This window comes from Acinetobacter sp. V91_7 (assembly GCF_031799075.1).
GTDB lineage: Bacteria > Pseudomonadota > Gammaproteobacteria > Pseudomonadales > Moraxellaceae > Acinetobacter > Acinetobacter calcoaceticus.
In genome coordinates this window covers 391,881-408,395 of the sequence record NZ_JAVQNT010000043.1, presented here as the reverse complement: position 1 = coordinate 408,395, position 16,515 = coordinate 391,881, and the positions used below count along the sequence as shown (strand labels likewise).

Sequence of the window (16,515 nt, the reverse complement as noted above, 5' to 3'; positions counted from 1 at the left end):
TTCTGCAAACTAACTGTTGAGAGTTATATTTGCAGAACAACCATTTAGAACTTATATGTACCTCGTACAAAGTACGTACGTCCTAAAGGATCTGCGTAACGTGGGTCATATCCCATTTGGAAGTTGTCGCCAACATTTGAAGCTGGAGGATCTTCATCAAAAATATTTTTAATTCCTGCGGTGACTTCTAGATTTTTAAAGCCTTTGTAAGTACCTGAAATATTATAAATTGTATAGTCGCTCACTTTATGGTTTTCATAACCTGCTTTGACAGTGGAGCTTGAATTTTGGTCATCATAACCGCGAGTGAATTGTTGTTGGAAATTTACACCCCAGTTTTGGTAATTCCAGTATAAATTAGCAGTATGTTTCCAACGAATAATTGGGGCATCTCCAACATATGTGCCTAAACTACTAATCCAGTCTCCATCTTTTTCATTTTGATATTTATATTTAATGACATAAGTTCCATCGATTCCAAAGCCAAATCGACCTGTTGCTGTCATTGGGGTTATATAATTCAGACTTACATCGACACCAGAGGTTTTTAAATCACCCATATTGTCTTGAGTAGTAATGATATGGTTAAGCGTTCCATCTGAGTTGCGTACGAACTTGTCTGCATATTTTGTTGGATTGTTAAAAATATCACTCTCAGATAATGCAGCAATTTGATTTTCAACTTCAATATTAAAATAATCTAAGGTTAGAACTAAATTCTTAATTGGTTCTAGAACTAGACCAGCAGTAAATGATTTTGATTCTTCAGGGTCGAGATCTTTATTTCCTCCATTTTTCCGATCAAATTGGGTTTCGCAATCACGACTGGCAACACCACCAGGTGGAAGAGTATCTCCCGGTTTTTTAGGAGGGCCATTCGGACAAAGTACAGGGTCATTATGGTAGGCTGAAGTATTTGTTATAGAGTTAGGAGCATTTACTTCCCATAAAGTTGGTGCTCGGAATCCTGTACTATAAGAGGTACGGAACATTAATTGTTTAATTGGTTCCCAGCGAAGTGCGAATTTAGGATTAAACGTATCGCCAAAGTCACTGTAATCATCGTAACGAGCAGCAAGTTGAGCTTCTAAAGTTTTATGTAAGGGAATATGCAGTTCAGTAAAGACTGCTTTGATCTCTCTTTTTCCTTTATTCGTAGGTTCATTTGGATCAACTCCTGTACTTGGTGCTTGACTAGCCACTTCTGATACTACGTTTGAGGTCCATTCATCGTGGCGGTAGCTAGTTCCAATTGCAAAACCAACGTCACCGGCAGGTAATTTAAATATAGGTCGACTGGCGGTGAAATCAACAGTAGTTGAGTCAACGTCTGCTTTTAAATAAGCACCAGTTACACCTAGTGTATCCCATAAGCCTGTATCTTCTGGTGCTTGTGGACCGAATGGGTTTAAAATACCATTATTTAAAGCCTCTTGAGTTTTGTTGTAGTTAAGATACCCACTGTTTAACCGATCTTCCGCTTCGCTATGAGCATAAGTAACACCAGTATTAATATCCCAACCGAATGCTTCACCCTCTAGACCACCGAATACTCGATGTGACTCATTAATACTAGAACTAACACGATTACCAGCTTGAGAACGAATATAAAGTTCAAGTGGACCGCTCACATTATTCATTCCAGGTGTAATACCATTACCTGGATAATATTTGCTATCAGGATTTAATGTTAAATCAAAGAAAACATCTGGAGCCACAGAGGTAGTAATTTCATTACGCGCGTAGACGTATTCTGCTACAGCATTTAAATTATCATTGAGTTTAAAAGTAGCACGCCCTAGTGCTGAGATATCTTCAGTTTTTGGAACAATTCCAATCACTGCCTGACTGTTGTAACGGCAGGATCCATTCTGTACGTAAACGAGCGGGTTACTGCCACAGCCTGTGGCTGCATATGGGTTTCCTTCGGCACCAGTTTCCTTGTCATAAAAATTAGCGGGAAAACTACCGCTACTCCCTTTTGTAATACCTAGTTCTGGTATTAATCCTCCACGTTTACTAACTTTACGATCTTTTGCCATAACATCGTTACCATGTCGGTAATCGATGACACCAAAGATATTAAATCCATTTTCATCAAGATCACCATAACCACCAAATACGCTTACATCTTGTGTATCACCTCCATTTTGCTCTGGTTGTGTCAAACCTCCACTGATGTTTAAACCAGTAAATTGTTTTTTAGTAATGAAGTTAATTACACCACCAATTGCATCTGTACCGTAAATTGCTGATGCTCCATCTCGTAATACTTCAATGCGATCTAACATTGCGAGTGGAATAATATTTAAATTAGTGACACCGCTATCATAGGCATTTGCAGCTAAACGACGACCATTAAGTAAGATTAAAGTTTTATTGGCACCAATTCCTCGCAGGTCTGCTGCTGAGCCTACGGTTCCGCTAGCACCTACATTTTGCGCAGTAACAAAACTCGATTGGTTTGCACTAATCTTTGCTAAAGCCTCTTCGGTTGTTGTTACCCCTTGTTTTAAAATTTCATCAACTTTCACGATAGTAATGGGTGAAGCACTTTGCGCTGCAACACCTTTGATTGAAGAACCTGTAACGGCAACTTTGACGACTTTTGTTGGTTTATCATCATTACTTGATGGTTCAGTTTCTGCTGCTTGTGCCAGGGTAAGACACATCATGCTTAAACTAAGGGTGCTTAATTTAAGAATTGTTTTGCCGATCTTGGGGGTTACCTGAGATCGAACATTGTATTTTTTTTTCATCGTGGATTTGATCCCTTTTTGTTGTAGTTAGCGATATTGCTGAAAAGTGTTTAAGCAAAGCAAGTGCCAACTATATATTTTTCTTTTTTTAGTTTATGCAAAATATTGATAAATATTGATTTTATTATGGTTGCGGCTGTAATTCAGAGGGTAGAATCAAACAAATTATTTTTCTATTTGGAAAAAAATAATGAGTTGGCGAAAAGTTTCAAATTTATTTGTATAAAAAATAATCATTGTTTGAATCTTCATGTAATACATATCCCTTTCTGTATCTTTTTAGAACTTTGTTAAATGTAACTGTATAGCGTAACATTATGATAATTTCATATACTTTTACTTATAAATCAAATGGTTGGTCTGTTATTTTTTGTGAAAAATAACGATTTTTTCTGAACTAGAATGAAGCATTTGTGACTTTTAATTGTGCAATATAGGTTAATGGTGGATAGGTTATATAAATATAATATTTGGCAAAAACTTACTTTTATTTATATAGTCCCAAAAGTTTTAAGTGCCTAATAAAAATGTAAATTTTAAATATTTTTATATGGATTATTCTTGATCACAAAATATGGCATGAAATTCGCTTTATATTAGATAGTTACAGCTTTCTAATTTTATTGTTAGCTTTTTCCATTTGATCAAATAAAAGATTGAATAAAACGGTTAGTAATTTACAAAGAAGAAAGTAGTCCGCTGAGAAAGAACTTTTCTTATGCGGATTTAGATGTTACTCAAAAGGATAATATCTTTAAAATATTAATTAAGTAGGTAGGAACTTGAAATTAAAAATTTTTAAGCTCGCCATTTTAAGTCTGGCTATTACATCAGTTTCTTGTGCTTTCGCCCAAACGCCTGCACAACCAAACAAAATATTACATGTTGCTTATGAAGCGCCTGATGATGGTTTTGACATGGTTAAAACCACCAATTTTTATAGTGGTAGTATTGTGGAAGCTATTTTCGAGCCTTTACTCAAATATGATTATTTAGCTCGTCCAGTACAGTTAGTTCCTTATACGGCTGAAAGCCTGCCTAAGGTGGAACAAGACGGTAAAGTTTATACATTTAAAATTAGGCCAGGTATTTATTTTACCAATGATCCTGCTTTTAAAGGTAAACGCCGTGAGCTGGTAGCCGAAGACTACGTCTATACAATTAAACGCATTTTAGATCCTGAAAATAGGGCACCTTCTGTTTCATTCATTGATGGGAAATTGTTAGGTGCCGATGTGGTTGTAGCTAAGGCAAAGAAAACTGGAAAATTTGATTACGCCGCACCCATTGCAGGAGTGAAAGCGCTTGATCGATATACTCTACAATTCACTTTGACACGTCAAGACTATAATTTTCCTTATATTCTTGCCTATATTGCATTTGGTGGTGTTGCTAAGGAGGTTGTTGATTATTACGGTGATCGTATTGGCATGCATCCAGTAGGTACTGGACCTTACATGTTAAGTAAATATGTTCCAAGAAGTAAGGTCGAGTTGGTTGCTAATCCTGATTATCGGGGGTTCGTGTGGAACTTTAAGTCGACAGGAACACCTTGGGATAACCAGCTTGTTAAAGAAATGAGCGGTAAGAAAATGCCGCAAATTGGTAAAGTTGTAGTCAGTATTATTGAAGAACAACAGTCACGATGGTTAGCTTTTCAGTCTGGTCAATTGGATTTTGATAGACTTACTGCGAATGCAGTTCCTCAAGCTTTAGATAAGGGACAACTTAAAGCATCTTTTCAAAAAAAGGGAATTAAGCATTTCCCTAATAAAGAACCTGAAATTACCTATACGATGATGAACATGCGTGATCCGGTGATTGGCGGTTTTAGCCCAGACAAGATAGCTCTTCGTCGAGCAATTACTTTGGCATATGATCAAAAAGAAAGTATAAGACAAGCTTACAAAGGGCAAGCTGTTAGAGCAGAAATGTTTATACCTGAAGGTGTAAATGGATATAACCCGAAGTACAGAAGTAGCGTAGGATACAATCCGCTATTAGCCAATAAACTACTTGATCATTATGGTTATAAAAAAGGGGCTGATGGTTACCGAAACTTACCAAACGGGAAGCCTTTGGTTTTAAAAATTAATAATGAAAATAGCTCGGCTTCAGTTATTCATTCTGAACTCTGGAAAAAAAATCTGGATGCCATTGGCATTCGCGCTGACTTCAAGGTGAGTAATTTTGCGGATAATTTAAAAGCTGCAACTCAATGTAAATATATGATTTGGAGTGGAGCATGGATTGCTGACTATCCTGAAGGAGATAATTTTGCACAATTACTTTATGGTCCAAACGCGGGGCAAGGAAACCATGCTTGTTACCAGTCTAAAACTTATGATGCCCTTTATAATCAAGTCACTCATTTGCCACCCCAACAACGTCTACCATATTATGAAAAGCTTAACCGCCAGATTGAAGCTGACAATCCGTGGATTATTCATGTAACTCGACTTCGTAACTGGTTGATACAGCCGCAAGTTCAGGGATTTAAACCTCATCCAATAATGAATACGAACTGGCAATATCTTGATATTACTCCTGTTAAAAAATAATTTTAGATAAAGATAATTATGACTGAAAATTTAATAAAACAGCTCAAGCATTGTAGTGTCAGCCTATTATTTGCCAGTATGGCATTAACTGGGTCTACAAGTATTTTTGCGAAAAGTCCCGCCGATCCAAATAAAGTTTTACGTTATGTATTCCCGACAGCTGAAACAGGTTTCGACCCAGCTTATATCCATGATTTGTATTCGGCGCATGTAACCACTTCAATATTTGAAACTTTATATACGTATGACTATTTAGCAAGGCCCGCAAAATTAGTTCCTCATATTGCTACAACTATGCCACAAGTCAGTGCAGATGGTCTGACTTATACCATTCACATTAAAAAAGGCATTTATTTTACGCCGGACCCTGTTTTTAAAGGGAAGTCTAGAGAGTTAACGGCCAATGATTATGCGTATTCTTTTAAACGCTTATTGGATCCGAATTTACGTTCTCCAAATAGCTGGTTGTTAGAGAACAAAATTGAAGGTATGGATGCATTAATAAAAGCAGCCAATAAAACCGGAAAATTTAACTATGACCAAAAGGTAAATGGTTTACAAACACCTGATAAGTACACTTTGGTGATTCGATTAGTTAAACCAGATTATAACTTTCCTTTATTACTGGCACATGACCCGACAGGTGCTGTGGCGCGTGAAGTCATCGAAAAGTATAAAGACAAAGCTGGTTTTGTCATGGGACATCCTGTAGGTACAGGCCCTTATGTACTGAGCAAGTGGGTGCCTGCTTCGCGTATTGTTTTAAAATCTAATCCAGATTTTCGTGGTTTTACTTGGAACTTTGCAGCCAGTAGCCCTGAGGATGGGGCAATTGTAAAGCGCCTGAAAGGCAAGCAAATGCCGCAAATAGGCACAATTTATATTCAGGTTATGGAAGAAAACCAATCACGATGGCTGGCATTTCAGCGTGGTGAGATTGATATATTTCAGCTTGAAGGGCAATTGGTTGCGAAGGCGATTAAAGACGGTAAATTAAGACCTGAACTTGCCAAAGAGGGTGTGCATTTATCTCGTATTGTTGATCCTGAAATTAGCTATATTTATTGGAACCTTAAAAACCCGGTTGTTGGGGGAATGAGTAAAGAAAAAATTGCTTTACGCCGTGCAATTGCAATGTCTCGGTCACTAGATCAAGAAATTAAATTAGTAAGAAATGATGATGCCGAGCGTCTACATTTTCCAGTGCCACCCGGTGTAGTGGGATATGACCCTCAGTATAGAACCAGTACGCCATATTCGGTGAAAGCAGCAAATTTACTATTAGATAGATATCACTATAAAAAAGATGCATCAGGTTGGCGCACTCAACCAAATGGGAAGCCCCTTGTCATTGAATATATGGCTCGCAGTGACAGTATTGGTCAGCAAAGTGCTGAACTTTGGAAAAAAAACTTTGATAGTTTGAATATTCGAATGGTGTTTAAACCAATGCTTTTTGCAGATCTAATTCGAGCACAAAAACAATGTGAAGGTATGTTTGGTGCTTCTGCATGGATTGCTGATTATCCTGATGGCGATAATTTTATGCAGAATTTTTATGGTCCCAATACGCATATGACGAACTGGTCTTGTGGTCCGATTCCAGAGTTTGACCAGTTGTATCGCCAAACCCAACAAATGAAAGCTGGCTCTGAACGAGATGCACTTTATCGAAAAATGACGCGTTTGTTAGAAGTCTATATGCCTGTGCAGATGTCCTATGCCCGCTACCGAAATATGTTGGCCCAGCCGCGTGTCATTGGCTATAAAAAGCATCCAATTTTACATGCTGAGTGGATGTACTTTGATATTGATACAAATACTAAATCTAATCATTAAATGAAAAATCTGGAGATATGATGAAGAATAAAACACTAAAAATGACAACGTTATGTATGTTGGCTATAGGTATAAACCAATATGCTTCAGCTGAAACAACTCGTAGTACATTGCCACTACTTAAAGCAAAGCAGCTTCCAACATGGTGTGACTCTAATTTAAAAAAAATTCAGCAACAGATTACAGACTTTGAGAAAACACCTGTTAATACTAACGCGGCAGCGGCACCTATTTTGGCAAAATGGGATAAAATTTTTGCTCATTTTGAAGATTTTTCAGGTCCGATAAGCTTATATAGCAACGTAGACCCAGATGCAAAGTTACGTAAGGCAGCCGAAGATTGTGAAATCAAAATTAATCAATTTCACACTGATATGTTTCAAAATCCCAAGCTATATAACTTAATTAAAAATACGCAAGCAACGGACGCAGTTGATAAAAAATATCGTCAAGATATTTTGAGCCAATTTGAAGATACAGGTGTTCAACTTGAACCTGCAAAACGCGTAAGAATGAAAGCTATTCTGGACGAATTGACTAAATTAGAACAAGAATATGCCCGTAACGTTCGTGATAACCCTGAAAAACTTGAGTTTACTCCTGAAGAGATGAAGGGTTTACCAGAAAGTTATATTTCAGGTTTGAAAAAGAATGTGAAAGGAAATTATTTGGTTGGTTTTGAATATCCAGAATATCGGCCATTTATGGAGTTGGCAGACAACGATGATGCCCGAAAAAGATATCAGATTGCTTTTACAAGACGTGGTACTGAGCAAAATTTAAAACTACTCAAGCAGGCAGTAGATTTACGTTATGAGTTGGCACAATTGTTTGGAAAAGCAAGTTATGCGGATTGGGTTTTAAAAGATCGTATGGCTAAAACCCCTGATGCTGTAAACCAGTTTTTAGCAGACGTAAAAAAAACAGTAGCCCCCCTTGAACGTAAAGAAGTCGAAGAACTCCGAGCATTTAAAGCGCAAACTTTAAAAACGCCATTAGATAAAACCGAGATAACACGTTGGAGTGAAGCTTACTGGAGTGAAAAACTTCGTAAGAGTAAATATCAGATTGATCAGGAAAAACTTCGTGATTATTTCCCAACTTTAGCTGCTCAAAAGTGGTTGTTTGCCATTTCATCTGACCTTTACGGTATTGACTTTAAACCTGTCAAAGTTAAAGCATGGCAGGATGAAGTTGAATATTACGATGTAGTTGATAAAAAGACAGGAAAGCTTTTGGGCGGCCTATATATGGATAAATTTCCTCGTGAGGGGAAATATGGTCATGCCGCGGTTTGGGGAGTATACGGTGGTAGCACTTTAACCAACCGCTTACCAGTTTCAGCATTGGTCACCAATTTTAACCGCAAAGGTTTAAATAGTGATGAGCTAGAAACTTTTGTTCATGAGTTCGGTCATGCCTTGCATGGCATTTTATCAAATACACGTTATGCCAGTCAGTCAGGAACATCCGTAGAGCGTGATTTTGTAGAAGCGCCATCTCAAATGTATGAAGAGTGGGCACGCCGTAAAGAGACTTTATCTAAAGTAGCTGATTACTGTGATCCAGCATGTCCACGTGTTGATGACGAATTAATTGCCCGTTTAAAAGCGGTACATAACTATGGACGTGGTTTGCGTTATGCACGTCAGACACTCTATGCCCAGTACGATATGGCCCTTCATAGCGCTGATGCCTTAAAAGTAAAACCTTTGGAAACTTGGCAAAAAATGGAAGCCGCTACAGCCTTGGGTTATGTGCCAACAACAGAGTTTCCAGGTCAGTTTGGGCATTTGATGGGCGGGTATCAAGCAGGTTATTACGGCTATATGTGGTCTGAAGTTTTGGCTTTAGACATGCTTTCTGCTTATGGAGATAACCTCAATAATCCGCAAGTAGGACAACGTTACCGTCAAACGATTTTATCGCAAGGTAGCCAAAAACCAGCAGCTGAACTAGTGAAAGATTTTCTTGGTCGTGAACCTGACAATAAAGCGTTCTTTAATGAAATTACCGGACAACGGGTTAAATAAGGAATTATCACTATGCTGGCATATGTTATTCGGCGTTTATGGCAGATGATTCCAACCATGTTGGGGGTCGTCTTACTTATTTTTATTCTTTTTAACTGGGTCGGTGGAGATCCTGCCTATATTTTAGCAGGCAAGATGTCTAATCCTGAGCAAATCGAAAACATTCGTAAACAGCTAGGTGTCGATCAGCCGTATTACGTTCAACTCTGGATTTTCATTAAGCAGATTCTGACTTTTGACTATGGTGCGAGTTGGAGTACTGGCGAACCTGTTTCCCAAATTATTTTAACCCGATTAGGGCCGTCGCTCACGCTTTTAATTCCGCTCACTATTTTACAAACCGTTATTTCAATTATTTTGGCATTGGCTGTTGCAGCGGTACGAGGTTCTCTAACCGACCGTATGGTCATGATGCTATGTACCATTGCTATGTCAATTAGTATTTTAGTTTATATTATTGTTTTTCAATATGTTTTAGCTTATCAGCTCAGTTGGTTTCCTGTACAAGGGTGGAGTGATACCTTTACCGAGAATTTATTTAAATTTTCCTTACTTCCAATTTTAATCATGTTGGTTGTGAGTATTGCACCAACCTTACGTTTGTATCGTAGTTTTGTGCTTGATGAAATTAATCAGGACTATGTTAGAACAGCACGTGCTAAAGGTGTAGGTGAAAGCCGAATTTTAGGTGTACATGTACTGCGTAATGCTTCAATTCCTATTATTACCGATGTGATGTCAACTTTACCGGCGTTACTCATAGGCGCATTTTTAATTGAACGTTTTTTTGGTATTCCCGGTATTGGTCGAGAGGTCATTATTGCAGTTGAACGAAGTGATTTCCCTGTTATTAAGGCAATTACAGTATACATCGCAGCTGCAACCATGATTTTTAACCTGATTGCCGATTTGGTCTACAAAGTGGTTGATCCACGTGTACAGTTGAAGTAGGTGGGCTATGCTGAGCGTTTTATCAAAAAGAAAAGAACAAACAAAAGCCGAAACTCATTCATCTGGCCTGTGGAAACTTGCCATGCGACGTCTTCGGGCTGACAAAATTGCGATGTCATCACTAGCGATTGTATTGCTTTATTTTATTATCTTGATTCTATCAATGACGGGTGTGATTGCATCTGATTGGAATAAAGAAGTTGCAGTGAGCTACGCACCTCCCACATTTATAGGTGCAGATAAGACAACAGATGCTGGACAAAATGCAGCGGCGGTTGACGAGGAATTACCAGAAAATCCAGTCGATCCATTAAAAGATGTTATCAAAAAACTGAATGAGCAGATTAAGCAAAGCAAGAGTTCTGGGGACGCGATTGATTATTATGGTGTAGTTGACCCATTAGCTGATGATATGAAAGCGATCGATCAGCAACTTGGCGGACATTTATTAGACCAGCAAGCAGAGCTTAAAAGCACACTTGTGTTTGGCGCTGATAAGTGGGGACAAGACGTTTTAAAGAAAACAATTAAAGGGGCTGAAACTTCAATTATTGTTGGGGTGATATCTGCTTTACTTGCGGTAGGTATTGGTACACTTTTAGGTGCAATTTCAGGATATTTTGGCGGTTGGGTGGATGATATTCTCAACTGGTTTTACAACATTTTCACCTCAATTCCATATTTATTATTAGTGCTTGCTATTGCTGCCGTGCTTCAACAAAAAGGCATTTTATCTATTGTTCTGATTTTAGGTTTAACGGGTTGGACAGGCGTTTATCGCTTAATTCGTGCTGAATATATGAAACATACTGCACGTGAATACGTTCTTGCAGCTAAAGCAATTGGCGTTGGACATTTCCGCCGTATGTTCATTCATATTTTTCCTAATGTGAGCCATATCGCTTTAGTCCAAATGTCGATTTTGGTGGTTTCTTTTATTAAATCTGAAGTCATTTTGAGTTTCTTAGGTTTCGGTGTACCAGTAGGTGTGGTGTCTTGGGGGAGCATGTTAAATGAAGCGCAAAGTGAACTTCTTTTAGGTAAATGGTGGCAGCTAGTCGCAGCCTCTGTCGCAATGGCTGTTTTGGTTACGGCATTCTCAATGTTTACTGATGCACTTCGTGATGCATTAGACCCAAAGCTAAAATAAGAGGAAGGTCCAAATGATAGAACAAGAATATAAGAATGCGCCGTTGCTTCATGTTAAAAATTTACGAGTAAGTTTTAAAGGTGAAGATAAGCAATATATTGAAACCGTAAAAGGAATTTCTTTTGATATTCCAGCAAATACCACAGTTGCTTTAGTCGGTGAATCGGGTAGTGGTAAATCGGTAACTTCTTTGGCAACTATGGGATTACTGCCTGTAGGGCAAAGCAAAATTGATGATCAAAGTAAAATTATATTTGAAGGCAAAGACTTACTCAGTTTGTCTCGTAAAGATATGCGGAAAATCTGTGGTAAAGATATTGCCATGATTTTTCAGGAGCCGATGTCATCATTAAATCCTGTTTTTACGGTTGGCAATCAAATTGCAGAAGTGTTGTGTTTACACATGGGGTTGAGCCGTAAACAGGCTCGACAACGTGTTTTAGAGTTGCTTAAAGAAGTAGGTATTCCTTCACCTGAAACTAAAATTGATACTTATCCAAATCAACTTTCGGGTGGTCAACAGCAACGTGTCATGATTGCTATGGCGATTGCTTGTGAGCCTAAACTACTCATTGCTGATGAGCCGACCACTGCACTTGATGTCACGATTCAAAAGCAAATTATTGATTTACTCGAGTCATTGCGTAAGCGCCGTCAAATGTCGATGCTTTTTATTACCCACGATTTAGCATTGGTCGGTGAAATTGCAGATAAAGTCATTGTAATGCGTCATGGCGAGATTAGAGAACAAGGTGCTGCTGAACAGGTTCTGGAACAGCCTAAAGATGTATATACCCGAGCATTACTTTACTGTCGTCCACAAATATCACAGCGCCCTTATCGATTGCCTGTGACCAGCGACTTTATGTGCCAAGAAGACGATATCTTGGTTGAGAAAAGTTTTGATGCTTCAGAAATTCCGCAGCGCAAACGTGGCTTAAATGGCGACGAGCAAATTATTTTAGAAGTAAAAGATCTGAAAAAAAGCTTTTATAGTCGTAAAGGATTATTTGGCAAAGAAGAGTTTCAGGCCGTAAAAGGAGTTTCTTTTAAACTTGCTAAAGGAAAAACTTTGGGTTTAGTCGGTGAATCCGGTTCAGGTAAAACAACCGTTGGGCTACTACTCATGCGGTTACATGAAGCTTCAGGTGGGCAAGCTTTCATTGAAGGAAAAGATATTCTTTCATTAACTGAGAAAGAGTTTGCTAAATATCAACGGAAAATCCAGATTATCTTTCAAAACCCATATGCTTCTCTTAATCCACGCTTTACAGTTGGTCAAATTTTATTAGAACCCATGCAAATTCATAACATTGGTAAAGATGATGCGGAGCGTAAACAAATTGCGCTTGGATTACTTGAGCGAGTGAATTTACCTGAGCAAGCTTATTATCGCTATCCCCATGAGTTTTCGGGTGGGCAACGTCAGCGTATTGCGATTGCACGATGTTTAATGCTAAAACCTGAAATTTTGATTTGTGATGAATCTGTTTCAGCACTAGACGTTTCGGTTCAAGCACAGGTACTTAACTTATTACAAGACTTACAAGATGAGTTTGGACTCAGTTATATCTTTATTTCACATGATTTATCGGTTGTGAAATATATATCTGATCAGGTGATGGTCATGAATCATGGTGAAGTTGTTGAAATTGCCAATTCGGATGAGCTCTATGCGCATCCTCAACATGATTATACCAAACGACTTTTACAAGCTATTCCTCAAGGGATTCACCACGTTTCATAAGCGTAAAGTTATGTCGTTAAAGGCACTTTCAAGTGCCTTTTTATTTGGTTTATCGCGTAAATACTTATAAAATAAGAGAGTAAAAATACAGTAGTTTATTCTTGCTATGTGTGCCAACTTTAAACCTTTAACTCTTGCCCAATTGCAGCAACTCCAGTTGCCTGTGGTCGGCTTTAGCTATGCCGAAGAGGTTTATCCTGCGGGAACAATGCCGCTATTATTTAAATCACCACAAGGTCTTGAGTGGCGTGAAGTCATGTTTGGTTTAGTTCCAAAATGGGCTGAAGATACAAACATAGCAAAACATACCTACAATGCCCGTCATGAAACGATTTTCCAAAAACCGAGTTTTCAAGAAGCTGCACTTAAATGTAAGTTTGGTGTGATTCCGGTGATGGAATTCTATGAAAGTAAATATATAAATGATAAACCTGAGCGGTGGGGTGTACGCCGTAAAGATGGACAGGCTTTTTTTATTGCAGCAATTTATGAAATTTGTAAAATAAATGAAACGATTATTCGTTCTGCAAGTATGTTGACCATGGATGCTATAGATCATCCTATGATGAAAGATTTTCACGAGCCTGGAGATGTCAAAAGATCAGTTATTGTGATCCCACATGACCGATTAGAAGAGTGGTTGAGTTTGGAATCACCTGATATTTCAAGCTTTATCGAAGGTTTTCCAGTTGAAGAGTTTGAATGCTCACATGTACCAAAAGAAAAAATTATAAAACCTACACCACAGTTAAGCATGTTTGACTAACATAAATAAAATCAAGATGAGGTTATTGATGTCAAATCTGAATCAATAACCTATATTGCTTATTCAATAGTTTTACTTAATGTTTGTACTTCTGAATCTTGAGCTAGATAGCTCAACTCAATTGGCGAAATAACAAAAGTGGTATTGTCTGATGTCTGTTTAAATACAAAGCCATATTCAAAAGACTGGCTATTTTTACTTGGTAACCAGAATAGATAAGGACATCCTGTGTAACTGCCATCCCAACCCATTTCTCTTGCTAAAGCTAAAGCTGTATCTGATTTCGCAATGATTTCTTTGAGAGACTCTTTATCTCTTGTTGAAACACCACCATCATCATCTGCAAATGTTTGTAGGAACTCATTTAAGGGAGTGAGTTCTTCCCAGTTATGTTCTATTGTCGAGAAATGATATCCATATAGCATCATGTACGCTTTCTTCCATCTTGTTATTGTGTGATTGAACATAGCAAGAAATACATGAAAAGGAAATGGATAAATCTTATTTAAGTTGTTTATTTTTCATAACTTATAGATTGTTTTTTTGTACGGAATAAAGGCTTTTTTAAACATCTTAATTATTCATATTAGCTATATAGAATGCACAGAAAGCAGCGCTTACCTAATGATTAAGATAAATGACTATTTTAGTAAATCAAACTGTTGGCGAATACTGAATTGTTCATAATTCACCTATAATAGAAATGAAACTATGTAGAGCATATTTATGTTTATAACAACTACGCGCCCACAAGATACTTTGATTAATCAGCTTCTTCCAGTTTTGGAACAAGCGAGCCAGATTTTATTACAAGAATATCAAAATTATTCTGCGGGTTATGAGTTCACTATTCACGAAAAACAAGATGATTCACCTGTGACTCAAGCAGATTTAAAAGTGAACCTTTTCTTATTAAAGCACTTGGCAGAGATTACGCCAGACTTGCCGGTTTTGTCTGAAGAAAGTGATTATAGTGCTCGGCATGAGTGGTCTACATGCTGGATGTTAGATCCTCTTGATGGAACTAAAGAATTCATACATGAGCGTGATGAGTTTACGATTAACCTAAGTTTGATTAAGGGTAAAGAAACGATCTTTTCAGTTATTGCTGTGCCATGTGAACAAGTCGTGTACTTGGGATATCTGCAGGATTTACCTTTTAAATATAGTTTCACTCAAAAACAGTGGTATCAGTATCAAATAACTTCGTTTTCGCCAGATGAGCCTATTCAAATAGGACTTAGTCATGGCAGTAAAAATCCGAAATATCAAAAATTTATTCAACCTATTGAAGAAAAACATAGCATTATTCGACGAGAAGCTGGAAGTGCCTACAAATTCTGCATGATGTTGGAAGGTGAAATCGATATTTATCCACGATTTCATCCAACTTCTGAATGGGACACAAGTTCTGGTCAAGGTTTATTAGAAAGTATAGGCGGTGGTTTACTTACTCTTGATGGAAAACCTTTTGAATATAATCAGAGACACACGGTTTTAAATAAGGGCTTTATCGCATTTCGTGATCAAGAAAGCAAAAAAATAGCATTTGAAGCATTGGCCCAAGCAGGTGTTATGGATTGAGAGTTATGCCAGACATGTTATAGTGGCAAAGTATTGAAAAAAGATGACAAGATAAAAATGGCACTCGATTTATTGCCTAAAAGTATGTTTGAAGCAATTGATTTATTGCCCGATGCTTCAACTCCTGTAACCTTATTTACGCGTCATTCTCTAAGAGAACTTGTGGATGGGCAGGGCTTAGCTGGATATGATCTCCAACTCACTCCTCAAGGGCGTGAGCTTGCACAGGCATGGGGTAACTATTTAATTAAAAATACAGATCGTGTTATTCAGCATTGTATTTCAAGTCCAATACAACGTTGTGTCGATACGGCTGCCCTCATGATCGAAGGGGCTGATGCCGTAAGCCCTGAATTTAATACACATACGATTGAAATTATTGAGCAAGGACTACTGGTTGAACCTGGTAGCTTTGTATTAGACATACAACAAGCTGCCCCTTATTTTAAAAAGCAAGGTGCTTTGGGTTTTATTAATAGTTTTGTAAATAATGCATTACCTGGTATGAAACACCCATTTACTGGTGTTTTAGATGTACTAGAACTTATTTATCATACGCATCCTAAAACTCAAGGCGGACTTAGTTTAGCTGTTAGTCATGACACTATTATTGCTGCAATTGTTGCTGTAATTTCTGGTGAAAATAAAATTAAGAAAGAAGATTGGCCTGAAATGATGGAAGGTTTATTTGTATGGTTTGAAGGCGAAGAATTTCCAAATTGTAAATTAAAATGGATTTGGAGAGGTAAGGCCTATGAGCTAAATGTAGCCAAATTTGGAAAAACGCTATAAGCTCAAAAATGATAGATAATAAAAAAAGCCCTATTGGGCTTTTTTTACATGCTTTAATTAGTTAGCTAACGCTTTAACTTGAGCATTTAAACGGCTCTTATGACGAGCAGCTTTATTTTTGTGGATGATGCCTTTATCAGCCATACGGTCGATTACAGGAACAGCTTTTTGGTAAGCTTCTGTAGCAACAGCATGATCACCACCAGCAATTGCACTTAAAGTACGTTTGATGTATGTACGAACCATAGAACGCAAGCTTGCGTTGTGTTTACGTGCAGTAACGTTTTGACGCGCACGTTTTTTAGCTTGAGCAGAGTTTGCCACTCTTGCACT

Annotated in this window: 12 protein-coding genes; 9 read left to right on the top strand and 3 right to left on the bottom strand. The window is 37.8% G+C overall.

Going from position 1 to position 16,515, the window contains the following annotated elements:
• Nucleotides 1–44: 44 nt before the first annotated feature.
• Nucleotides 45–2,759, bottom strand: coding sequence for a TonB-dependent receptor (locus RMB03_RS16795; RefSeq protein ID WP_056479662.1), 2,715 nt, complete (start codon nt 2,757–2,759; stop codon nt 45–47).
• Nucleotides 2,760–3,541: 782 nt separating this feature from the next.
• Between RMB03_RS16795 and RMB03_RS16790 the strand changes: the two genes are divergently transcribed.
• The 7 genes from RMB03_RS16790 (at nt 3,542) to RMB03_RS16760 (ending at nt 13,806) form a co-directional block, all read left to right on the top strand.
• A complete protein-coding gene (locus RMB03_RS16790) occupies nt 3,542–5,320 on the top strand; it encodes an ABC transporter substrate-binding protein (protein WP_005041044.1) in 1,779 nt (592 codons plus the stop codon).
• 15 nt (nt 5,321–5,335) lie between these two features.
• Nucleotides 5,336–7,159, top strand: coding sequence for an ABC transporter substrate-binding protein (locus RMB03_RS16785; RefSeq protein ID WP_311077166.1), 1,824 nt, complete (start codon nt 5,336–5,338; stop codon nt 7,157–7,159).
• A gap of 20 nt (nt 7,160–7,179) precedes the next feature.
• Entirely contained in the window at nt 7,180–9,192 is a 2,013-nt protein-coding gene (locus RMB03_RS16780; RefSeq protein WP_311077165.1) for a M3 family metallopeptidase, read from the top strand.
• Nucleotides 9,193–9,204: 12 nt separating this feature from the next.
• Nucleotides 9,205–10,143 (top strand): ABC transporter permease, encoded by a 939-nt coding sequence (locus RMB03_RS16775; RefSeq protein ID WP_311076987.1) that lies wholly within the window; start codon nt 9,205–9,207, stop codon nt 10,141–10,143.
• A gap of 7 nt (nt 10,144–10,150) precedes the next feature.
• A complete protein-coding gene (locus tag RMB03_RS16770; RefSeq protein ID WP_311076986.1) occupies nt 10,151–11,293 on the top strand; it encodes an ABC transporter permease in 1,143 nt (380 codons plus the stop codon).
• Nucleotides 11,294–11,306: 13 nt separating this feature from the next.
• Nucleotides 11,307–13,040 carry an ABC transporter ATP-binding protein gene (locus tag RMB03_RS16765; protein WP_311076985.1) on the top strand — a complete coding sequence of 578 codons (1,734 nt, stop codon included), beginning with the start codon at nt 11,307–11,309 and terminating at the stop codon, nt 13,038–13,040.
• 106 nt (nt 13,041–13,146) lie between these two features.
• A complete protein-coding gene (locus RMB03_RS16760; protein WP_045432669.1) occupies nt 13,147–13,806 on the top strand; it encodes an SOS response-associated peptidase family protein in 660 nt (219 codons plus the stop codon).
• A 59-nt stretch (nt 13,807–13,865) separates the two neighbouring features.
• Here RMB03_RS16760 and RMB03_RS16755 read toward each other — a convergent pair whose 3' ends face one another.
• On the bottom strand, nt 13,866–14,234 hold the full coding sequence (locus tag RMB03_RS16755) for a hypothetical protein (protein ID WP_003651529.1): 369 nt from the start codon (nt 14,232–14,234) through the stop codon (nt 13,866–13,868).
• A gap of 298 nt (nt 14,235–14,532) precedes the next feature.
• Here RMB03_RS16755 and RMB03_RS16750 point away from each other — a divergent pair, with 298 nt between their 5' ends.
• Nucleotides 14,533–15,390, top strand: coding sequence for a 3'(2'),5'-bisphosphate nucleotidase CysQ (locus RMB03_RS16750; RefSeq protein WP_080026964.1), 858 nt, complete (start codon nt 14,533–14,535; stop codon nt 15,388–15,390).
• Nucleotides 15,391–15,447: 57 nt separating this feature from the next.
• On the top strand, nt 15,448–16,182 hold the full coding sequence (locus tag RMB03_RS16745; RefSeq protein WP_281833536.1) for a histidine phosphatase family protein: 735 nt from the start codon (nt 15,448–15,450) through the stop codon (nt 16,180–16,182).
• Nucleotides 16,183–16,239: 57 nt separating this feature from the next.
• Here the strand turns inward: RMB03_RS16745 and rpsT are convergent, their stop codons facing one another.
• Nucleotides 16,240–16,506 (bottom strand): 30S ribosomal protein S20, encoded by a 267-nt coding sequence (rpsT, locus tag RMB03_RS16740; protein WP_003651535.1) that lies wholly within the window; start codon nt 16,504–16,506, stop codon nt 16,240–16,242.
• Between the last annotated feature and the right edge of the window lie 9 nt (nt 16,507–16,515).